Annotated in this window: 19 protein-coding genes; 10 read left to right on the forward strand and 9 right to left on the reverse strand. The window is 69.2% G+C overall.

Annotated elements, in window-relative coordinates:
* Nucleotides 1–19: 19 nt before the first annotated feature.
* Nucleotides 20–1,636 (forward strand): FAD-binding protein, encoded by a 1,617-nt coding sequence (locus tag ACFXKA_RS16485; RefSeq protein WP_379427851.1) that lies wholly within the window; start codon nucleotides 20–22, stop codon nucleotides 1,634–1,636.
* 21 nt (nucleotides 1,637–1,657) lie between these two features.
* On the opposite strand, the gene xdhC is transcribed toward ACFXKA_RS16485, so the two are convergent.
* From xdhC to ACFXKA_RS16500, 3 genes are read right to left on the reverse strand one after another with little or no spacing between them, the layout of a single operon-like run.
* Entirely contained in the window at nucleotides 1,658–2,485 is an 828-nt protein-coding gene (xdhC, locus tag ACFXKA_RS16490) for a xanthine dehydrogenase accessory protein XdhC (protein WP_354841699.1), read from the reverse strand.
* On the reverse strand, nucleotides 2,478–4,850 hold the full coding sequence (gene xdhB / locus ACFXKA_RS16495) for a xanthine dehydrogenase molybdopterin binding subunit (RefSeq protein WP_379427852.1): 2,373 nt from the start codon (nucleotides 4,848–4,850) through the stop codon (nucleotides 2,478–2,480). Before xdhB ends, xdhC begins: the two co-directional genes overlap by 8 nt.
* Nucleotides 4,850–6,298, reverse strand: coding sequence for a xanthine dehydrogenase small subunit (locus ACFXKA_RS16500; RefSeq protein ID WP_379427853.1), 1,449 nt, complete (start codon nucleotides 6,296–6,298; stop codon nucleotides 4,850–4,852). The genes xdhB and ACFXKA_RS16500 overlap by 1 nt, the downstream gene beginning before the upstream one ends.
* Before the next feature lie 397 nt (nucleotides 6,299–6,695).
* Here ACFXKA_RS16500 and ACFXKA_RS16505 point away from each other — a divergent pair, with 397 nt between their 5' ends.
* Nucleotides 6,696–8,087 carry a nucleobase:cation symporter-2 family protein gene (locus tag ACFXKA_RS16505; RefSeq protein ID WP_354841690.1) on the forward strand — a complete coding sequence of 464 codons (1,392 nt, stop codon included), beginning with the start codon at nucleotides 6,696–6,698 and terminating at the stop codon, nucleotides 8,085–8,087.
* 4 nt (nucleotides 8,088–8,091) lie between these two features.
* Here the strand turns inward: ACFXKA_RS16505 and ACFXKA_RS16510 are convergent, their stop codons facing one another.
* The gene (locus tag ACFXKA_RS16510) at nucleotides 8,092–9,099 is read right to left on the reverse strand and encodes a bile acid:sodium symporter family protein (RefSeq protein ID WP_379427988.1); all 1,008 of its coding nucleotides are present in this window, start codon (nucleotides 9,097–9,099) and stop codon (nucleotides 8,092–8,094) included.
* Nucleotides 9,100–9,182: 83 nt separating this feature from the next.
* On the opposite strand from ACFXKA_RS16510, the gene ACFXKA_RS16515 reads away from it, so the two are divergent.
* The 3 genes from ACFXKA_RS16515 to ACFXKA_RS16525 all read left to right on the forward strand — a co-directional run bounded on the left by ACFXKA_RS16515 (nucleotide 9,183) and on the right by ACFXKA_RS16525 (nucleotide 11,773).
* A complete protein-coding gene (locus tag ACFXKA_RS16515) occupies nucleotides 9,183–10,052 on the forward strand; it encodes a LysR family transcriptional regulator (protein ID WP_379427854.1) in 870 nt (289 codons plus the stop codon).
* A gap of 168 nt (nucleotides 10,053–10,220) precedes the next feature.
* Entirely contained in the window at nucleotides 10,221–11,468 is a 1,248-nt protein-coding gene (locus tag ACFXKA_RS16520) for a glycosyltransferase 87 family protein (RefSeq protein WP_379427855.1), read from the forward strand.
* Nucleotides 11,469–11,578: 110 nt separating this feature from the next.
* Nucleotides 11,579–11,773 carry a hypothetical protein gene (locus ACFXKA_RS16525; protein WP_354841682.1) on the forward strand — a complete coding sequence of 65 codons (195 nt, stop codon included), beginning with the start codon at nucleotides 11,579–11,581 and terminating at the stop codon, nucleotides 11,771–11,773.
* A 21-nt stretch (nucleotides 11,774–11,794) separates the two neighbouring features.
* Here ACFXKA_RS16525 and ACFXKA_RS16530 read toward each other — a convergent pair whose 3' ends face one another.
* Entirely contained in the window at nucleotides 11,795–12,133 is a 339-nt protein-coding gene (locus ACFXKA_RS16530; RefSeq protein WP_354841679.1) for a helix-turn-helix domain-containing protein, read from the reverse strand.
* Between the two features lie 69 nt (nucleotides 12,134–12,202).
* Between ACFXKA_RS16530 and ACFXKA_RS16535 the strand changes: the two genes are divergently transcribed.
* Nucleotides 12,203–12,529 (forward strand): hypothetical protein, encoded by a 327-nt coding sequence (locus tag ACFXKA_RS16535; RefSeq protein WP_213557582.1) that lies wholly within the window; start codon nucleotides 12,203–12,205, stop codon nucleotides 12,527–12,529.
* Nucleotides 12,530–12,536: 7 nt separating this feature from the next.
* The gene (locus tag ACFXKA_RS16540; protein WP_354841676.1) at nucleotides 12,537–13,178 is read left to right on the forward strand and encodes a cysteine hydrolase; all 642 of its coding nucleotides are present in this window, start codon (nucleotides 12,537–12,539) and stop codon (nucleotides 13,176–13,178) included.
* Here ACFXKA_RS16540 and ACFXKA_RS16545 read toward each other — a convergent pair.
* A complete protein-coding gene (locus tag ACFXKA_RS16545; protein ID WP_379427856.1) occupies nucleotides 13,162–14,436 on the reverse strand; it encodes a cytochrome P450 in 1,275 nt (424 codons plus the stop codon). The two genes, ACFXKA_RS16540 and ACFXKA_RS16545, sit on opposite strands and share 17 nt — an antisense overlap.
* Nucleotides 14,437–14,554: 118 nt before the next feature.
* On the opposite strand from ACFXKA_RS16545, the gene ACFXKA_RS16550 reads away from it, so the two are divergent.
* The 3 genes from ACFXKA_RS16550 (at nucleotide 14,555) to ACFXKA_RS16560 (ending at nucleotide 17,720) form a co-directional block, all read left to right on the forward strand.
* Nucleotides 14,555–15,187, forward strand: coding sequence for a TetR/AcrR family transcriptional regulator (locus ACFXKA_RS16550; protein ID WP_379427857.1), 633 nt, complete (start codon nucleotides 14,555–14,557; stop codon nucleotides 15,185–15,187).
* A 163-nt stretch (nucleotides 15,188–15,350) separates the two neighbouring features.
* Nucleotides 15,351–16,826, forward strand: coding sequence for an AIM24 family protein (locus tag ACFXKA_RS16555; protein WP_379427989.1), 1,476 nt, complete (start codon nucleotides 15,351–15,353; stop codon nucleotides 16,824–16,826).
* An 87-nt stretch (nucleotides 16,827–16,913) separates the two neighbouring features.
* Entirely contained in the window at nucleotides 16,914–17,720 is an 807-nt protein-coding gene (locus ACFXKA_RS16560) for a DUF1460 domain-containing protein (protein ID WP_379427858.1), read from the forward strand.
* Nucleotides 17,721–17,731: 11 nt separating this feature from the next.
* On the opposite strand, the gene ACFXKA_RS16565 is transcribed toward ACFXKA_RS16560, so the two are convergent.
* The 3 genes from ACFXKA_RS16565 to ACFXKA_RS16575 are packed head-to-tail and all read right to left on the reverse strand — an operon-like array spanning nucleotide 17,732 to nucleotide 20,177.
* Entirely contained in the window at nucleotides 17,732–18,523 is a 792-nt protein-coding gene (locus ACFXKA_RS16565; RefSeq protein ID WP_379427859.1) for a DeoR/GlpR family DNA-binding transcription regulator, read from the reverse strand.
* The gene (locus ACFXKA_RS16570) at nucleotides 18,520–19,344 is read right to left on the reverse strand and encodes a carbohydrate ABC transporter permease (protein WP_354841645.1); all 825 of its coding nucleotides are present in this window, start codon (nucleotides 19,342–19,344) and stop codon (nucleotides 18,520–18,522) included. The genes ACFXKA_RS16565 and ACFXKA_RS16570 overlap by 4 nt, the downstream gene beginning before the upstream one ends.
* Nucleotides 19,341–20,177, reverse strand: a complete 837-nt coding sequence (locus tag ACFXKA_RS16575; protein WP_379427860.1) for a carbohydrate ABC transporter permease — start codon at nucleotides 20,175–20,177, stop codon at nucleotides 19,341–19,343. The genes ACFXKA_RS16570 and ACFXKA_RS16575 overlap by 4 nt, the downstream gene beginning before the upstream one ends.
* Between the last annotated feature and the right edge of the window lie 25 nt (nucleotides 20,178–20,202).

Consider the following 20,202-nt stretch of genomic DNA (forward strand, 5'->3'; position numbering starts at 1 on the left):
GATTTCTTCACTCGGGAAGGTGGACGCAACGGTGCGGACCTGGGACTATTCGGCCGATGTGGTGGTGGTCGGATACGGCGGCGCGGGTGTCGCGGCGGCGCTGGCCGCGCGGGAGTCGGGCGCCGACGTGCTCGCCCTGGACCGCTACCTGGGCGGCGGGGCGACGGCGCTGTCCGGCGGAATCGTGTACGCGGGCGGCGGCACCTGGGTGCAGCGCGCGGCCGGGGTCGAGGACGACGTGGAGAACATGCTCGCGTATCTGCGCGCCGAGGTCGGCGACACCGTGAGCGAGCGGACACTGCGCAGGTTCTGCGAGGAGTCGCCCGCACTGATCGATTGGCTGACCGGGCACGGGGTGCCGTTCCAGCCGTCGCTGTGCCCCTTCAAGACCTCGTACCCCACCGACGACTACTACCTGTACTACTCGGGCAGCGAAAACTCCGGCGGCTTCCGGGAATTGGCGCGACCGCGGCAGCGCGGGCATCGCGCGCACGGACACGGCGTGTCCGGCAAGAAGCTGTTCGGTCCGCTCGCCCAGTCGGCGGCGAAACACGGAGTGCGCGTTCGAACCGGGACCCGGGCAACGCGACTCGTGGTCGAGGACGGCCGGGTGGTCGGCATCGAGGCGACCACGATCAGCGGCGCGCCCGCGGCGGTGCAGCGCAGGTTCGCCGCGCTGGCCCGGATCTCGGCGAAACCCGGTGTGTACCACCAGGGTTTGCGCAAGTCGGTGCAGGCGCTGCTGGCCCGCATCGAGCGGCGCTACGGGGCGCCGGTGCGCATCCAGGCGCGGTCCGGTGTCATCCTCACCACCGGTGGCTTCATCGCCAATGGCGCGATGGTCGCCGAGCACGCGCCCGACTATCCGTGGGCCGAGGGCCTGCCGCTGGGCACCGCCGGTGACGACGGCAGCGGTATCGCCATGGCCCAGGCGGCGGGCGCGGCCACCGGTCGCATGGACGCGCTGTCCACCTGGCGTTTCATCGCCCCGCCGAGTGCCTACTTCGGCTCGATCGCGGTGGATGCCAACGGGCAGCGCATGATCGACGAGTCCCGCTACGGCGCGGCGCTGGGCGCGGCCATCGCCGCCGGTCCGGGGCATCGGGCCTGGCTGCTGGTCGATGCGCGGCTGGCCGCCGAGGCGCGCAGCCAGATCGGGAAGCAGTCGGTGTGGTTCCAGCGCATGCAGGCCGAGCTACTGCTGCGGTTCGGCAGCGTGACCGGCCGGACCGTCGAGGAGGTCGCGGCCCGGGCCGGTATCGACCCGGCGGCCCTGCGCAAGACCGTGGACGCGCACAATCGCGCCATCGAGCAGCAGCTGCCCGACCCCATGGGCAAGCCCGACGACATCCGCCGCCCGTTGCACGCGGGACCCTTTGCGCTGCTGGATATCTCGTTCAAGTCCCGGCTGACCTACCCGATGCCCATGCTCACCCTGGGCGGGCTGCTAGTGGACGAGGAGACGGGCGCGGTCCGCACCGAATCCGGCGCGGCCATCCCGGGTCTGTTCGCGGCGGGCCGGGCCGCGGTCGGGGTGTGCTCGAACTCGTACGTGAGCGGCCTGTCCCTGGCCGATTGCGTCTTCTCGGGCCGCCGCGCCGGCACCCACAGCGTGGAGCTGGCGGCCACGCACTGAGCCCGGCGGCCGGCCGCGGCGTCAGTCGGTGGTGCGCGCCCCGAGTTCGAAGGTGCGCAACAGATCCGCCGCGACGCTCACCGCGATGACGGCGGGTTCCTTCCCGGTGATATCGGCCAGCCCGATCGGAGTCTTGATGCGGCCCAGGGCTTCCGGCGAATGGCCGCCCTCGGTGGTGAGCCGCTTCCGGAACCGCGCCCACTTGGCCGGGGATCCGATCAGGCCGATGGTGCCGAGGTCGTCGGCGCGCAGGGCGGCATCGCAGAGGGCGGCGTCCTCGGCGTGATCGTGGGTCATGATCAGGACGTGGGTGCCGGGCGGCAGCCGGTCGAGGACCTGCTCCGGCAGCAGCGGCGTGTGATGGGTATGGACCCGGGCGATGGCGTCGTCCAGCGGCGCGAGCCGTTCCCCGGTGAGCACCTCGGGCCGGGAGTCGATCAGGTGCAGGTCGACATCCTGACGGGCCAGGATGCGGGCCAGTTCCAGCCCGACATGACCGACCCCGAAGATGGCCACCGCCGGGCGCACCGGCAGCGGCTCGAGCAGCACGGTCACCGTGCCGCCGCAGCATTGGACGCCGTGCTGACCGACGACCTTGTCGTTGAGGGCGAATTCCATCAGCTCGGGTTCGGCGTGCGGTTTCGCGATCAGCTCGCGGGCGCGTTCGACGGCGACGGCCTCGACATTGCCGCCGCCGATCGAACCCCAGATATCGGACTGTCCCACCACCATTTTCGCGCCCGCCCGGCGCGGCGCGTGGCCGCGCACGGACGCCACCGTCACCAGGACGCCGGGTTCCCGCCGGTCGCGCAGTCGCGCGACCGCGGACACCCAGGTCAGGTCACGCACGGGCGGAAACGCTTTCCCCGGTGGCGAATTCGCGGGCCCGCCGGGCCGCGTCGAGGGCCCAGTACACCGCCTCCGGCGTGGCGGGCGCGCCCAGCTCGACGCTCACCCCGTCCGGTCCGAAGGCCGCGGCTGCCTGGCGCAGTGCCTCGCGCACCGAGAACGCCAGCATGAGCGGCGGCTCCCCCACCGCCTTGGACCCGTACACCACGCCCTCCTCGTGCGCGTGCTGCAGCAGGGTGACATTGAAGACCTCGGGCATCTCCGAGAAGCTGGGCAGCTTGTAGGTGCTCGCCGCCTGGGTGAGCAGCCGCCCGCGGCCGGGTCCGTCACCGGTGTCCCAGCGGATGTCCTCGAGCGTCAGCCAGCCCGCGCCCTGCACGAAACCGCCCTCGATCTGGCCGATGTCGATGAGTGGGGACAGGCTGTCGCCGACATCGTGGACGATGTCGACGCGGCGGATGTGGTACGCGCCGGTGAAGCCGTCCACCTCCACCTCGGCGGCGGCGGCGCCGTAGGCGAAGTACTTGAACGGCGAGCCGTGCATGGTCTTCGCGTCCCAGTGCAGGCCCTCGGTGCGGTAGAAACCGGCCGCGGACAACTGAACTCGCTGCAGATAGGCCGTCCGGCACAGCTCGTTCCACTCGACGACCTCGTCACCGGGGCCCAGGGCGCGGGCGACGCCGTCGGCGATGCGGACGTCGGAGGCATGGACTCCCAGCCGGGCCGCCGCCACCTGCAGAAGGCGCTCGCGCAGCTGCTCGCAGGCGTTCTTGATGGCCGCGCCGTTCAGGTCGGCCCCCGAACTCGCCGCGGTCGCGGAGGTGTTGGGCACCTTGTCCGTTCGCGTCGGCGCCAGCCGCACCTTGTCCAGCGGGATGCCCAGCGTGGTGGCCGCCACCTGCAACATCTTGGTATGCAGGCCCTGCCCCATCTCGGTGCCGCCGTGATTGATCAGCACCGACCCGTCCTTGTAGATCAGCACCAGCGCCCCGGCCTGGTTGAAGGCCGTCATATTGAACGAGATGCCGAACTTGACGCCGGTGACGGCCAGCCCGCGCTTCACGTGCGGATGCGTCGCGTTGAAGGCCGCGATCTCCCTTGTGCGCGTGGCGATCTCACCGCGTTCGAGCACCTGGTCCCAGGTGGCGGTGATGCGTTCGGGGTGGCGCACCTGCTGCCCGTAGGGCGTGGTCTGCCCGGCACGGTAGAAGTTGCGGCGGCGCAGTTCCATCGGATCCAGGCCGAGCAGTGGTGCGCACCGGCCCAGCAGGTCCTCCATGACGAGCATGCCCTGCGGACCGCCGAAGCCCCGGAAGGCGGTATTGGACGGCTTGTTGGTCTTGGCGATGCGACCGGTGAAGCGCGCGTTGGGAATCCAGTACAGGTTGTCGACATGGCAGAGCGCGCGGGCCAGCACCGGTTCCGAGAGGTCCAGGCTCCAGCCGCCGTCCGAGGTCAGGGTGGTGTCCAGGGCCTGAATGTGCCCGTGGTCGTCGAATCCGACCCGCCACTGCGCGTGGAATCCGTGCCGCTTGCCGGACATGGTCAGGTCCTGGGTTCGGTTGAGCCGCAACCGGACCGGACGCCCGGTGAGGGTCGCGCCGAGCGCTGCGATGGCCGCGAAGCCGTGCGGCTGCATCTCCTTTCCGCCGAATCCGCCGCCCATGCGCAGGCATTGCACGGTCACCTCGTGACTGTGCAGCCCGAGTACGTGGGCCACGATCTCCTGGGTCTCCGACGGATGCTGCGTGCTGGACTGCACGAACACCTGCCCGCCCTCGTCGACATGCGCCAGGGCGGCATGGGTTTCGAGGTAGAAGTGTTCTTGATCGGAGAAGTGGATTTCACCGGTGAACACGTGCGCCGAGGCCGCGAACCCCGATTCGAGGTCGCCGCGCCGCACCTGAGGATGCGCGCCCTGGAAGCTGCCGGCCGCCACGGCTTCCTCGATCGTGATCAGCGAGGGCAGCGGCTCCAGCTGCACCTCGACCGCCGCCGCGCCCAGCCGCGCGGCCTCCAGGGTCTCGGCCAGCACCCAGCAGACGGCGTGGCCGTGGAAGCAGACCTCGTCGGGGAACAGCGGCTCGTCGTGCTTGACGCCGGCATCGTTGATGCCCGGCACGTCCGCCGCGGTGAGCACCCGCACCACGCCCGGCACGCGCAGCGCGGGCGCGGTGTGCAGGGCCGTGATGCGCGCGTGTGCGTGCGGCACCTGCACCGGGTACGCGTGCAGCACATCCTTGGTGCGGTACACCAGGTCGTCGGTGTAGAGCGCGGCCCCGGTGACGTGCAGGGCGGCGCTCTCGTGCGGCAACGCCACACCCACCGCGGGATTCTTGGGTCGTTGCGACAGGTGGCTCATCATCACAGCACCCCCGCGAGTTCGGTGGTCTCGGCGAACAGCTTGCGCAGGCTCTCCCCGAGCATGGCGCTGCGATACCGCGCGCTGGCGCGGTGATCGTCGAGCGGAGTGCCCTGGTCCCGCAACACCTGTGCGGCGGCGATCACGGTCGATTCGGTCCAGGGCCGGCCCACGAGGGCCGCCTCGGTGTCGTAGGCGCGCACCGGGGTGGCGGCCACACCGCCCAGCCCGATGTGCGCGGTGCGGACCAGACCGTCTTCGATGTCGAGCGCGAAAGCCACGGCGACGCTGGAGATGTCGTCGAAGCGGCGCTTGGCGATCTTGTGGAAGGCGGTCACCGGCGCCAGCGGCAGTGGAATCCGGACGGACTTGATGAGCTCGTCCGGCCGCCGCACCGAGCGCCGATAGCCGGTGAAGTAGTCGGCCAGCGCGACCTCGCGCTCACCGTCGGCATCGGCCAGCACGACCGACGCCGCCAGCGCCAGCAGCACCGGCGGCGCGTCGCCGATGGGCGAGCCGGTGCCGAGGTTGCCGCCCAGGGTGGCCGCATTGCGGATGAGCCGGGAAGCGAACTGCGGGAACAACTCCGACAGCAGTGGCACCCGCCCGGCCAGGCGGCGTTCGATCTCGGTGAGGGTGAGCGCGGCGCCCAGCTCGATCCGGTCCGCGCCGATGGTCAGCTCACGCAGTTCGGGCAGCTGATCGACGGCCAGCGTGTATTCCGCCCGCCGGCCGCGGAGGTTCACCTCGACGCCCACGTCGGTGCTGCCCGCCACCACCGTGGCGTCCGGGTGCTCGCGCAGCAGCCGGAGTGCGTCGGCGAGGGTCGCGGGCCGGACGAAACGCTGCCCACCGGAACTGAAGTCGGTCGCCACCGGTTCCGGCGGGTCGGAGGCCAGCCGCCGGGCCAGTTCGTCATCGGCCTCGGGCTCGCCCACCGCGAAGGCGGCATCGCGGATGGGGCGGTAGCCGGTGCACCGGCACAGATTGCCGCTGAGCGCGTGCAGATCGAAGCCATTGGGCCCGGTCTCGGCATGCGCGCAGTCGGGTGCGATCTCGTCGAGCGCCCGCCGATCCGGCCGGTAGTACTCCGCGGCCATGCTGCACACGAATCCCGGTGTGCAGTAACCGCATTGCGATCCGCCGCGCACCGCCATCTCACGCTGCACCGGATGCAGCCGCGCGGGGCCGCCCAGGCCCTCGGCGGTGACGATCTCCTGTCCGTCCAGCGCGACGGCGGGCACCAGGCAGGCATTGATCGCCACCCATTCGGTCGGCTCGGCCACTCCCGGCCGGGCCACCAGCACCGAACACGCGCCGCATTCGCCTTCCGCGCAACCCTCCTTGCACCCCGTGAGACCGAGCTCCCGGAGAAAGTCCAGCAGAGAAGTATGCGGCGCGGCGGGAGAAATCGTCGTGGTCTTCCCGTTCACCGTCATGAAAATTGCCATTGCAGGCTGCCTTCTACATCGAGTGCACTATCCAGTGTTCGCGGATTAATTCCGCTCGTCGAGAAAGCCGTGCCTCAGCAGCCGTGCGCCACCCGGCCTGGCACCCACACCGTCCGGTGGGCGAGGCGACGCAGGTCGGAATTGGTGGACATCCGGTCGCCTCCTGCCTGTGACCACGGGTTACGAGGCCCCGAACCTACGTCGCGGCACGATATTCGGTCAACACGAGGGGCCGCGCGCCGCGGGATTCTGTAGGAAAATACGAAGGTGGCCGGGAGGCGCGCCGAGCCGGCTGGACAATCGAACAATCTGCTGCGGGACAGGTATTTCCTGCGCCATCATTCGGGTCGTGGTCGCGGCCTGTTCGGGCCGTTGTTCACGCGTTCCAGGAGGCATCATGCAAATGCGCTTTTCGCGCCCCTCCCGTAAACCCGATATCGGCGTCGCCCGGCCCCGGCATCCGGTCGACGAAATCCCGCCGCCCCCACGATTGGCGCTGCTGGGCCTGCAGCACCTGGCGATCATGTACGCGGGCGCGGTCGCGGTACCGCTGCTCGTCGGCGGGGCGCTGAAACTGCCGGCCCACACCATCGGCCTGCTGGTCAATGCCGATCTGCTGGTCTCCGGCATCGTCACCATCATCCAGTCGGTCGGCATCGGCCGGATTCTCGGTGTGCGGCTGCCGGTGGTCGCGGGCGCGACCTTCACCGTGGTCTCACCCATGATCCTGATCGCGCAGCAGTTCGGCGGCGGCGAGGCCGGGCTGCCCACCGTCTACGGCGCGATCCTGGTGTCGGGCGTGTTCGGTCTGATCATCGCCCGCTTCTTCGCCAAGGTGGTGCGGTTCTTCCCGCCGCTGGTGTCGGGCTGCGTGATCTGTGTGATCGGGCTGTCGCTGATCGGCGCCGACGCCGGGCTGATCGCCGGCGACGACCCGAAAGCGGCCGACTACGGCCAGATTTCGCATATCGCGCTGGCCGGGCTGGTGATCGCGCTGATCGTGGTGATCCACCGGTTCGCCCGCGGGCTGATCGCCCAGCTGGCCGTGTTGATCAGTGTCGTGATCGGCACGCTGGTGGCGGTGCCCATGCATCTGGTCGACATGTCGGCGGTCGGGTCCTCGGGCTGGTTCGCGATCTCGCGGCCGTTCGTCTTCGGCGCCCCCGAGTTCCATCTCGGCGCGATCATCTCCATGTGCGTGGTCATGCTGGTGACCTTCACCGAGTCCACCGCCGATATGGTCGCCGTCGCCGAAATGGTCGACAAGCAGCTCGAGCCCGCGGACCTGGGACGCGGCCTGGCCGCCGACGGACTCTCCGCGGTGCTGGCCGGATTCATGAACTCCTTCCCCGACACCGCCTTCGCCGAGAATGTCGGCCTGGTCGGGCTGACCGGCGTGCGCAGTCGCTGGGTGGTCGCGGCCTGCGGCGGCATGCTGGTGGCGCTGGGGCTGGTGCCCAAGGTCGGCAGTGTGGTCGCGGCACTGCCGGGTCCGGTGATCGGCGGCGCGGCCACGGTCATGTTCGCCATGGTCACCGCGGTCGGGCTGCGGGTGCTGCACAAGGTCCAGTTCGAGGGCACCAGCAATATGCTGATCATCGCGGTCACGTTGTCGGTGGCACTGCTGCCGGCGGTGGCCCCGAACATCTACACCAAGTTCCCGGCCGACTTCCAGATGATCGCGGGCAGCCCGATCACCTCGGCCGTGATCGTGGTCTTCGTGCTCAATCTGGTCTTCAACCACTGGGGTGCGAGCAAAACCGGCACACCGGTGAACGAGGCGCACTGACCCATCACACCGGTTCCACTGCACCGCTGGGCAACTCGGCTTCCACCGGGTCCGCCCGGCGGGCATAGCGCTGGGCCAGAGCCGCGCAGGTGAAGAGCTGGATCTGGTGGAAGATCATGAGCGGCAACACGATCAGGCCGACCGGATGCCCGGCGAAGAGCACCGAGGCCATGGGCAGGCCGGTGGCGAGGCTCTTCTTGGAGCCGCAGAAGGTCAGCACGATGCGGTCCGCGCGGGAGAAGCCGAGTAGCCGGCCACCCAGCGTGGTGAGGGCCAGCACCGTGGCCAGCAGGGCCGCGCAGACCAGCACCGTGGACACCAGTACCCGGGCCGACAGATCGTGCCAGATGCCCGCTGTCACACCGGCACTGAACGCCGCGTAGACGACCAGGTAGACCGAGCCGCGATCCACCGTCTTGGTGGCGGCCGGATGGCCGAGCACCCAGCCCAGGCGGGGGCGCAGCAACTGCCCGGCCAGGAACGGCAGCAGCAGCTGGACCACGATGGCGAGCACTGCCGACGGTGAAACATGCACGCCCGCCGTGGTTTTCATGCAGGCCATCACGAGCAGCGGGGTCGCGAAGACGCCGATCAGATTCGACAGCGAGGCGCTCACCACCGCGCCCGCCACATTGCCGCGGGCCATCGAGGTGAAGGCGATGGAGGACTGCACCGTCGAGGGCACCAGGCACAGGAACAGCACACCGGTGTACAGGTCCGGGGTGAGCACGCTCGGCACCAGCACCCGCAGGGCCAGGCCGAGCAACGGGAAGATCACGAAAGTGGCTGCCAGCACTCCGGAGTGGAGTCGCCAGTGCCGCAGTCCGGCCAGGGCCTCCCGGGGTTCCAGGCGGGCGCCGTAGAGCAGGAACAGCACCGCGATGGCGATCTTGGTGGCCCAGTCCAGCACCTCGGCCGCGTCGCCGCGCGCGGGCAGCAGGGCGGCCAGCGCCACGGTGGCGAGGATGCCCAGCATGAAGGAATCGATGCGGAGTTTGGCGAGGAGCTGCACGTTTCGACGGTAGGAGCGCGGATGCTGATCGCGATAGTCGTTCGATCCGATATCTCTCATCGGGATACGTGATAATTACCTGTATGTTCGAACCCGAGCTGCTACGCACCTTCCTGGCCGTGGAGCGGGCCGGCGGCTTCACCGCCGCGGGCCGTCAGCTGGGCCTGCGCCAGTCCACCGTGAGCGGCCATATCGCCCGGCTGGAACAGGCCGCCGGGCGGGAGCTGTTCCGCCGCGACACCCGCAATCTGGCGCTCACCGCCGATGGCGCGGCCATGATCGGCTTCGCCCGCGCCATCCTCGACGCGCAGGCCCAGGCCCAGGCCTACTTCTCCGGTTCCGCCCTCACCGGCCTGGTCCGGCTGGGCGCGTCCGACGATGTGATGGCCCGGGCGCTTCCCGACATCCTGGTGGAGTTCCAGCGCACCCATCCGGGCGTGGATCTCGAGCTCACCGTCGGCCTGAGCGAGACCCTCAAATCCCGCATGGCCGCAGGCGAACTCGACCTGGTCTTCGGCAAGCGGCTGCCGGGCGAGCGGCACGGCACGCTGCTGTGGCGGGACCGGCTGGTGTGGGCGGGGCGTTCGGCCACAACGGAATTCGAGGACCCTGTGCCCTTGATCACCTATCCGGAGCCGAGCCTGACCCGGCAGCAGGCGTTGCGCGCGCTCGAGCACGCGGGCCGCACCTGCCGGGTCGTGTGTGTCAGCGACAGCCTGCTCGGCCTGCGGGCGGCGGCCCTGGCCGGGCTCGGGGTGATCGCGCACGCGGCGGGTGTGCTGCCCGACGGGCTGGTCCCGCTCACCGACCCCCGGCTCCCCGAATTGGGGGAGCTGGATTTCGTTCTCACGCACCGCCGCACCCGGCTGGCGGATCCGGAGCAGGCGCTGGCCGACGCCATCATCGCCAATGCGCGCCGCCTATCACTCCAGACCACGCGGTCGGGCATGTGACCGCACCGTCCGCTGCGGACGGTAGGGTGCTGAGAATCCGAATTCGCGCTACGCAGAGCGCGGATCGGCCGGCCGCTGGCCGGGAGCGTCAAGGCGGGTGGGCTGAAGCGTTCGTGTTCAGCATTTCTCGAGCCCGGCAGTGTGTATCGCACATCCGAGGTGGGTTTGGTGTTGATCGGTGCAAGGACGAACGACGGTGCTGTCATTGCGGATTCCGGTGGGCCACCACCGGCGTGGCGCAGGACGACGCTGATCGTGCTGGCCTTCGGTGCGGTGCTATCGCTGGTGCTGATCTTCACGACCGTGGATCCGTGGCTGGACCAGGTGGGTTTTCTGGCCGGCGGCTTCGACGTCCACGTGTACCGGGACGGCGCGTGGAAGATCTACCACGACCATCCGCTCTACACCGAGACGACGCATCGCGGCCTGTCCTACACCTACACGCCGTTCTCCACGCTGATGTTCCTGCCGATCCTGATGGTGCCGTGGGGCTACGTCACGAATTCCTGGCTGGCACTGAACATTTGCGTGCTCTACGGCTGTGTCCTGTTGTGCTGGCGCGTACTCGGCCACCGCCTCACCTGGCGGCTCGCCGGGATCAGCGCCCTGCTGGCGGCGACGGCCATGTTCCTGGAGCCGGTGCGCACCACGCTGTATTACGGCCAGATCAATCTCGTCCTGATGGCGCTGATCCTCTGGGACTTCTCGCGCCCGGAGGGCAGCCGGTTGCGCGGCGTGGGCACCGGGCTGGCCGCGGGCATCAAACTGGTGCCGCTGTATTTCGTGGCGCAATTCCTGGTGCTGCGGCAGTGGCGGGCGGCCGTGGTGGCCGCGACCAGCTTCGTCATGACGATCCTGGTCGCCGGCGCCGTCCTCCCGTCCGATTCGAAGCAGTACTGGACCAGGACGTTCTTCCAGTCGGATCGCATCGCCCCCGATACCCAGCCGGCCAATCAGTCGCTGCGGGGCACGGTCGCCCATCTCACGGGCCATCAGGTGCCGCAGTGGCTGTGGCTGCTGATCGCCGTCCCGGTCGCGGTCGGCGGCCTGCTGCTCGCGGCGGCGCTCTACAGCCGCGGCGAGAGACTGCTCACCGTCACCACCGCGGGCCTGACCTCGTGCGCGGTCTCCCCGTTCTCCTGGAACCACCACTGGGTCTGGTTCCTGCCGCTGTTCGTCTACCTGATCAACCGTGCCGCGTCGGAACCGCGTTGGTGGTCGGCGGCCGGGTTCCTCTACCTGACCACCGGCGCCTGGGCCTACCACTGGACCGATCGCTGGGTGGTGGTCGGCTGGTTCCTGTTCCCGCCGTCCTGGCCGATCTCGCAGATCCTGCTGAACTGCTATGTCATCGTCTACATGGTCATCCTGGGCGGCCTGATCGCCTGCCTCCGGCGCTCCCCCGACCGCGGATAGGCAACCGACCGGTCGGCTATTTGACCGCATCCGTTATGGAAGAGTTGCCGAGGGTATATCCGAATCAGGCCGGGGATGGGAATCCCTCTCGCGCATACCTTTCGCGAGCGATGACCGAGGAGGACGCCATGAAGGAGCCGGTGTGCATCGATTGCTGGCGGCGTGACAACCTCACCTTCGCCCAGCGGCTGGACCCCGCCTTCATCAAGCCGGGGCCGAAGTACCGGTGCGCCATGCACCGGGCACAGTGCGAGGCGGACGGCATAGGACCGGACCACACGGAGCGCACCGACCGCGCCGCCTGACGAACCCGGACGCGGGGCGTGTCACGGCGTCTCGATGACGAGACCCGTTCGCGCGCTCCGCTTCTCACCCCACTCGTAGAGCGCGGTCAACACCGGGACCAGACTCCACCCCTCGTCGGTGAGGTCGTACTCCACCTGCGGCGGGACGGCGGGAAATACCGTGCGCCGCACCAGCCCATCGGACTCCAGTTCCCGCAACTGCTGAACCAGCATCTTCTCGCTGGTGTCCGGCATGAGCCGCCGCAACTCCCCATACCGCCGCACCCCCTCCTTGAGGTGCGCCAGAATGACCGCCTTCCATTTGCCCCCGATCAGATCGACGGTCACCTCGACCGGGCAGTGGTAGCGCTTCGCCGGCATCTCGCCTCCGGTACTTACCGAAAAGTGCGTTCTTGTAACACTGTAATCATGGGACTTTCATGAATTCCCATGAAGGTCATTACATTCGATCGATTCAAGCCCGGCGTCACGCTGGAGACCATCACCCCGTATCTGCCCGAGGAGGTCGCCAATGTGTGGCGGCTGTGGAAGGCGGGCATCGTGCGGGAGAACTATGCCCGCGCCGACGAGCCGGGGGTGGTCATCGTGTTCGAGGTCGACAGTGTCGAGGAGGCGCAGCGCTACGTGAACGACTTCCCGCTCACCAAGAAGGGGTTCCTGGAGTGGACGTATGTGCCGGTCACGGCGCCGCTGCCGATCGAGGCGCTGATGGACGCCTCGGTGGATGTCGCGGAACCCTACGACCGCACCCGGTGAGGCCGTCATGCGACAAGCCTACGGCCTGACCATTCCGCAGACCGTCGAGGACGTCTGCCACCCGGAACGCATGGCGCTGCTGATCTACGACATGCAGGTCGGCATCGTAGGGCAGCTGCCCGACGGCGAGAGCATCGTGAAATCCTGCGTGCGGTTGCGGGATGCGGCGCGGGCGAACGGTTTCCGCGTCTTCTACACCCGCCACATGTCGATCCCTCCGGCGGCGGCGGGGATTTCACAGCTGCGCACCGCCATGGAGTGGCAGCACGTGGACGATCCGGCCGAAGTGCGGGCCGCTTTCGCGCAGGGCTCGCCGCAGTACCAGTTGGTGCCCGAGCTGTCCCCGGGTCCCGACGAGGTCGTCTTCGACAAGATCACCATGTCCGCCTTCGCCGCGACGCCGCTCGATATCGCCCTGCGGGACTTGGGAATCGGCGCGTTCGCGGTGGCGGGCATCGCCCTGGAGGTCGGCATCGAACCCACGGTGCGGCACGCCACCGACCTCGGCTACCTGCCCATCGTGGTGACCGACGCCTGCGGTGCGGGCCACGCCGAGGCGGCCGAACGCTCGCTGGCCGGACTGGCCTTCGCGGGCGGTTCCCGCACCACCGGCACCGATGCCCTCGGCGCGCTCATGAATCGCCGCTAGCGGGCAGAATCTCGGTGTAGGACAACGGGATCGCGGCCGGTCCGCGCAGCGTGACATGTTCCCGATACGGCGGACTGTCGCAGTCGAGCCGGGGTTCGCGCACCCGCCGCGCGAATCGGGTCACGGCGATATCGGCCTCCAGCCGGGCCAGCGGTGCGCCCAGGCAGAAGTGCTGGCCGAGACCGAAGGCGAGGTGCCGGTTCTCGCGGGCCGGATCGAAACGGCCGGGCTCCGCGAAGACCTCCGGATCGCGGTTGGCGGCGGCGAGCAGCATGATGATCATGTCTCCCGCCGCGATCTCGATGCCCGGCAAGGTAATCGGGTCGCGGGCGATGCGCGGAACCAGTTGTACCGGCGGGTCGTAGCGCAGGGTCTCCTCGATCACCGGACCCGCGAGCGATCCGGCGGTACGCAGATTCGCCAGGTGATGACGGTGATCGAGCAGTGCCAGAGTGGCATTGGCGATCAGGTTCACCGTGGTCTCGTGCCCGGCGATCAGCAGCAGCCCGCAGGTCGCGATGAGCTCCTCGTGGGACAGCGCGTCCCCGGACTCCTCGGCGGCGATGAGCGCGGTCAGCAGGTCCTCCCCGGGCCGCCGGCGTCGCTCGCGCGCCAATTGTTCGAAGTAGGAGTGCAATTCGTTGTTGGCCCGCACCAGCTCGACCGGGTCGGGGCGGCCGGAGGTGGCGGTCCCCGACACCGGGTCGAGGGTGCGGGCCAGCATGGACGACCACTCCCGCAGGCGCGGTTCGTCCTCGATCGGCACCCCGAGCAGTTCGCAGATCACCGTGATCGGCAGCGGATACGCGAGATCCGCCACCATATCCAGCCGCCCATGCTCCGCGGCCCGATCGAGAGCGGCGTCCGCGATCGCGGTGATCCGCGGCGCCATCCCCCGCACCACCGCCGGCGTGAACGCCCTGGCCACCAGCCGCCGCAATCGCGTGTGATCGGGCGCGTCCCGGAACAGGAACGACATCGTTCCCGCCAATTCCGCGCCCCGCTCCCCCGCGAGATCGTAGGTCGGCGTCGGCCCCAGCGGCAGCGACGCATGCCGCCGTTCCACCACCGCCCCCGGATGCCGCAGCACCGCCGCGCAATCCGGATACGACGTCAGCACCACCACCGGCCCGCCCCCGAGCCGCACCGGCCCGTGCTCGCGCATGCGGTCGTACAGCGGATAGGGATCGGCCCGATTCGCCGGATCCAGCAACCCGGCGAAGAACCCGGGAGCGGACGGGGAGTGCGCAGTGGTCATGGATACCGCCTAGAGGTCCGCCGAGCCGACAAAGCTACAGTCACTGTAGCTACACTGACTGTAGTATTTGCGCGACAGATCCAGATGTCAAGGCAGCTCCGAAGCAGAGAGGTGAATCGTGACCGAGCGCCGAAACCGCGCCTACGCACCTCGGATGGCACCCGAGCAGCGACGGGAGCAACTCCTCGACGCGGTGCTTCGGGTCATTGTCGAGGAGGGCATTCACCGGGTGTCCATCGACTCCGTGGCCCGGGTGGCCGGGGTCAGCCGGCCGGTCATCTACGGCCTGTTCGAGGATTCGGACGCACTGCTGCGCGCCTCACTGGACCGCGAGGAGACCGCGGCGCTCGCGGAGCTGGCGACCGCGGTGCCGCTGGCCTCCGCCGGGGATCCGGGCCGCGCCGCCACCGAGAGCCTCGAACGCTTCCTCACCGCGGTGCAGGCCGCGCCGGATCGGTGGCGGGCGGTCTTCCAGCTCGTCGATTCGAGCACTCCAACATTCCGGCGCCGGTTGGAGCGCGGGCGGCAGGCGTTCATCGCGGCGCTGGAAACCTTCGTGCGCGAGGCGGTTCCGGCCCAGCGACGAGCGGCGGTGGATGTGGAGCTCACCGCGCGCACCCTGTTCGCGCTGTTCTGGGAGGCGGGGCGGCTGGTGCTGGCCGCGCCCGAAGCCTTTCCGCCGCAGCGTATCCGCGATTTCGCCGCGAATCTGATCCCGGCGCTTCCCGCCTTCCAGCGGCCGGGCGACTGAGCGCGAAAACATCTCGGGGAATCCCCGGATGGCCATTGATTCGGACATTCGGGACACTGGTGGCTGTGAATCTCCTATTGCCCGAACAGGTCCGCGCCGCCGGTGAGGGGCCGCGGTGACGGCACTCGCCCGCGGGGAGAATCGGCCCGCGCCCGCCGACCGGATGACGGTCACCGTGACCTGCTCCGCCGCAGTCGATGTGTCCGCGCTGCTCCTGGGCGCGAATGGGCGGGTGCGGTCGGACGGGGACTTCATCTTCTTCAACCAACCGGTCGGTCCCGGCGTGGTCTACCGGCACGGCCGCGGGGCCGGGGACATGGTGGACGTCCAGACCTCCGCCCTGCCCGCCGACGTGGATCGAGTCGCCATCACCGCCAGCCTCGACGGCAGCGGGCCCGCCACCTTCGCCGCCGCCGGGACACTCACCGCCGCCATCGGATCTCCCGCGGGCACACTGACTTTCCCGATGAGCGGACTGACCAGCGAGGCAGCCGTCGTCTGCGTGGAGATCTACCGCCGCGGCGACGCCTGGAAGGTGCGCGCGGTCGGCCAGGGCTACGACAACGGCCTGGCCGGACTGGCCGAAGCCTTCGGCGTGTCCATCGACGACGACCCCGAGCCGCCGGTGCAGGCCCCGCCCGCCCCTGCGCTTCCGGCGCAGGCCCTCCCGCCGCAACCGGCCGCGCCACCCCAGCAGCCGCAACCCGCGCAATACCTGCCGACACAACCCAATCCCGCAGCGCAGCCGATGCCGTTGCCGCCGCCCACCCTGCCGGCCCAGCAATTCCAGCCGCCGGCCGCGTCGCAGCAGATGCCCACGGCCCCGGAGTCTTTCGCGCCGCCGCCCTATCCGCCCGCGGCCCCCGTCCCGAATCATTCCGCGCCACAAGGAGTTCCGTCCGTGCAGAGCGAGCTGTTCCACCCGAATCATGCCGAGGTCAGCGGTTACGGCATTCAGAAGCAGGGCGGCAAGATGATCCGGGTGGCCGTCGACGGGGAGACCCTGGCACGGGCCGGATCGATGGTCGCCTATCAGGGCGAGCTGCACTTCAAGGCGCTCGGGTCGGGTGGGATCGGGCGGGCGATCCAGCAGCGGCTCACCGGTGAGGGCGTGCCGCTCATGCAGGTGTCCGGGCGCGGGGATCTGTTCCTGGCCAATGCCGCCTCCGATGTGCACATCGTGGACCTGGACGGCACCGACGGCCTGACCATCAATGGCGCGAACGTGCTGGCCTTCGACTCCACGCTGTCCTACAACATCCAAAGGGTCCAGGGCGCGGCAGGTTACGCCAGCAATGCGGGCTTCTTCAACTGCGTCTTCACCGGTCGCGGCCGGATCGCCATCACCACCCACGGCTCCCCCGTGGTGCTGAATGTCGACCAGCCGACCTACGCCGATCCGCAGGCCGCGGTGGCCTGGTCGTCGAGCCTGCAGACCGGCATCAAGCGCAATGACTCCTTCGGTTTCAGCCGTCTGATCGGCCGCAGCACCGGTGAGGGCCTGACCCTGTCGTTCTCGGGCCGCGGCTTCGTCATCGTGCAGCCCTCCGAGCTGCCGCCGGGCGGTTTCATCGGCGGCACCGGCGGTGGTCAGGAGGCCGGGCAGTCGGGCGGCATGTTCGGCGGGCTGCTCGGCTGACCTCGCCGTTCGTGGGTCAGACTGTGGCTCAGCGCTCGACGGCGGCTGTTAGGTTCGATGTGCACGTCTCGTTCCGATGGAGGGGTTTTGCGCACAGTCACCCGAATCCTGCTGATGCTGGTCACGCTGGTCTCCGCGCTGGCCATGCTGCCTTCCCAGGCCATGGCCATCCCTGCCGACCCGGCGCTCGACGAGGCCACCTCGCAGCAGCTGGACGAGCTGCTCGCCGTGCGCAACTCGACCACGGGCACCCGGACCGACGCCATCGCCCAGCTCTCCAGCCACTTCCTCGGCACCCCCTACGGCGCGAACATGCTCATCGGCTCCGCCACCCAGCCCGAGCAGCTGGTCATCGACTTCCGCCGCGTCGACTGCTTCACCTACCTCGACTACGTGGAGGCCCTGAGCCGCTCCACCACCCGCGCCGACTTCATCCAGAACCTGGTGGCCACCCGCTACGCCGAAGGCCAGGTCGAATTCACCCGCCGCAAGCACTTCTTCACCGACTGGGCCACCGTCAACCGCATCGCCGCCACCGACATCACCCCCACCCTCACCCCTGCCGCGATCACCGTCACCAAACACCTCAACGCGAAAGCCGATGGCGGCAACTATCTTCCGGGCATCCCCGTGGTGGACCGCGACATCACCTACATCCCCAGCCGCTCCTTCGACAACGCCGTCATCACCGCCCTCCACACCGGCGACTACCTCGGCGCCTACACCCCCGACGCCGGCCTCGACGTCTCCCACGTGGGCATCTTCATCAGCACCCCGAACGGCCCGATGTTCCGCAACGCGTCCTCCCTGACCGCCAACAACCAGGTCGTCGACACCCCCCTGACCCAGTACCTCACCACGGCGCCGGGCCTGGTCGTACTGCGCCCGAACTGATTCGGCCGCGCTCAGACCAGGTGGACCTCGACGCCCGCTTCGCGGATGGGGGTGAGGGCGGCGGGGTCGGCTTCGCGGTCGATGACCAGGACGTGGATGGCGTCGATGGGGCAGATGCGGGCGAGAGCGGTGCGGTTCAGTTTGTCGGCGGTGGCGACCGCGATGACGCGGTGAGCGCGGCGGACCATTTCGGCATTGATGCCGGCCTCGTCGAGGTGGCGGCATTGGGCGCCGCCCTCGGCGGAGATCGCGCCGACGCCGAGAATCACGGTGTCCAGGCGTAATTCGGCCAGCGCCAGGGCGGCCAGGGGGCCGTGGAGTTCGTAGGATTCACGGCGGGCCAGGCCGCCGAGGCAGATGGTGCGCAGGTGGGGGCGCAGGACCAGTTCGGCGGCGATATTGAGGGCGTTGGTGACGATGGTGAGTTCGTGGTCGGTGGAGGTGGGGAGGTCGGGGCGAGCGGCCAGGGCGCGGGCCACGGCCGTGGTGGTGGTGCCGCCGTTGAGGGCGACCACTTCGGCCGGATCGATCAGGGCCGCAGCGTGTTCGGCGACGCGCTGTTTGGGCTCGTCGGCGCTGCCGCGGTAGCGGGCGGGGAGATCGTAGGCGACGGCGGTGGCGACGATGCCGCCATGGGTGCGGGTGGCCAGGCCCTGGTCTGCGAGGGCGGTGAAGTCGCGCCGGATGGTGGCGGGGGAAGCGCCGAGGCGGGCGGCGGCCTCTTCGACCGAGAGGCGGCCGGCGTCGGCGAGCAGTTCCAGCAGGCGATTCCAGCGCCGGGAACGGTCTGCGGGAGCGGTCATTTGACGCTGCCGGCGGTGAGGCCGGCGACCAGGCGCTTCTCGATGAGCGCGAACAGAATCACGACGGGCACGATGCCGACGGTAGAGATGGCGAACACGTATTGCCAAGCCACGTCGTACTGCCCGACGAACTTGGTGAGCGCCACCGACAGTGGCTGATTCTCCGGCGTGGTGAGAATGACCAGGCTGGCGGCGAATTCGTTCCAGCACGAGACGAAGGCGAACACGGTGGCGGTGACGATGCCGGGCCACACCAGCGGCAGGCTCACCCGGGTCAGGATCTGCCAGCGGTTCAGCCCGTCCAGCTGGGCGGCCTCCTCCACCTCGACCGGCACCCCGGCGAAGAAGCTGTGCAGGATCCACACCGCGAACGACAGATTGAACGCCCCGTTCACCAGGATCATGGCCAGCCAGGTGTCGTTGATGCCGAGGGTGAAGAACTCGCGGAGCAGGCCGGTCACCAGCACGGTCGGCTGCAGCATCTGGGTGACCAGGACCAGACCCAGGAACAGCGTCTTGCCCGGAAACCGCCGCCGCGCGGTGTAATACGCGGCCGGAATGGCCACCACCAGCACCAGCAGCGTCCCGAACACCGAGATCACCAGGGTGCTCACCAGATTGAACGGCAGCGGCGTCTCCGGCGTGTGCCACATGGTGGCGTAGTTGTCCGGCCGCCACTGCCGCGGCAGGTAGGTCGGCGGGATCCGCAGGATCTCCGAACGCGGCTTCAGCGACCCGAGCACCATCACCAGATACGGCAGCAGGAACACCGCCGCCAGCACCGCGCCGACAGCCGTGAGACCCCACCGCCGCCGGGTCATCGCGACTCCTCGCCGGCGGGCCGGATCAGCTTCACATAGATCGCGATGATCACCAGGATCAGCACGAAGTTCAGCACGCTCATCGCGGCCGCCGTCGCGACCTGCTGATTCTGCCGAATCAGCTTGAAGGTCAACGTGGTCGTGGTGTCCGCCGAGAAGCCCGCGATGCTGCCGGTCAGCACCTGCAGGATCGGCAGCGAGTTGAACGAGTTGATGATGTTGATGACCGTCGCCACCGCCATGGCCGGACGCAGTTGCGGCAGTGTCAGATACAGGTATCGCTGCCGGGAGCTCGCCCCATCGACCCGCCCCGCCTCATCGATATCGGCCGGAATCGATTGCAGCCCAGCCAGAATCGTGTAGGTAGTGAACGGCACGGACACGAACACCGCCACACCGATGGCCACCAGGAACGCCGGCCCCGGCTCCTTGGTGAATCCGAAACCCCGGTCCAGCACCCCGATATCGACCAGGAACCGGTTGGCGATCCCCACATCCGGATCCAGCATGTAGTCGAAGATGGTGGTCGTCATGACCACCGACGCCGCCCACGGCACCAGGATGGCCAGCCGCACCGCCGTCCGCCCCGGGAAGTCCTTGTTCAGGAACTGTGCCAGCCCGGCCGAGAGCACCAGCGTGATCACCACGACCGCTACCACCCACACCACGGTGTGCGCCAGGATCGCGGGCAGCTCGTCGATGGCGAACAGCCTGCGGAAGTTGGCGAATCCGGCCGGGCCGCGGTCGGTCCCGTAGGCGCTCAGGTCGCGGGTCGAAGTCCAGATCATGTACCCGGCCGGGTACGCCACCACCGCCGCGATCAGGACCAGCACAGGGCCGATCCACGGCAACGCGCGC

It is taken from the genome of Nocardia sp. NPDC059228, assembly GCF_042754245.1.
In the GTDB taxonomy this organism is placed as follows: Bacteria; Actinomycetota; Actinomycetes; order Mycobacteriales; family Mycobacteriaceae; genus Nocardia.

Bases quoted from the DNA above. Each gene is read 5' to 3' on its own strand.
- xdhB (WP_379427852.1), bottom strand. From the start codon at position 4,850: ATGATGAGCCACCTGTCGCAACGACCCAAGAATCCCGCGGTGGGTGTG.
- ACFXKA_RS16500 (WP_379427853.1), bottom strand. From the start codon at position 6,298: ATGGCAATTTTCATGACGGTGAACGGGAAGACCACGACGATTTCTCCC.
- ACFXKA_RS16505 (WP_354841690.1), top strand. From the start codon at position 6,696: ATGCAAATGCGCTTTTCGCGCCCCTCCCGTAAACCCGATATCGGCGTC.
- ACFXKA_RS16515 (WP_379427854.1), top strand. From the start codon at position 9,183: ATGTTCGAACCCGAGCTGCTACGCACCTTCCTGGCCGTGGAGCGGGCC.
- ACFXKA_RS16525 (WP_354841682.1), top strand. From the start codon at position 11,579: ATGACCGAGGAGGACGCCATGAAGGAGCCGGTGTGCATCGATTGCTGG.
- ACFXKA_RS16530 (WP_354841679.1), bottom strand. From the start codon at position 12,133: ATGCCGGCGAAGCGCTACCACTGCCCGGTCGAGGTGACCGTCGATCTG.
- ACFXKA_RS16535 (WP_213557582.1), top strand. From the start codon at position 12,203: ATGAAGGTCATTACATTCGATCGATTCAAGCCCGGCGTCACGCTGGAG.
- ACFXKA_RS16540 (WP_354841676.1), top strand. From the start codon at position 12,537: ATGCGACAAGCCTACGGCCTGACCATTCCGCAGACCGTCGAGGACGTC.
- ACFXKA_RS16545 (WP_379427856.1), bottom strand. From the start codon at position 14,436: ATGACCACTGCGCACTCCCCGTCCGCTCCCGGGTTCTTCGCCGGGTTG.
- ACFXKA_RS16555 (WP_379427989.1), top strand. From the start codon at position 15,351: ATGACGGTCACCGTGACCTGCTCCGCCGCAGTCGATGTGTCCGCGCTG.
- ACFXKA_RS16565 (WP_379427859.1), bottom strand. From the start codon at position 18,523: ATGACCGCTCCCGCAGACCGTTCCCGGCGCTGGAATCGCCTGCTGGAA.
- ACFXKA_RS16570 (WP_354841645.1), bottom strand. From the start codon at position 19,344: ATGACCCGGCGGCGGTGGGGTCTCACGGCTGTCGGCGCGGTGCTGGCG.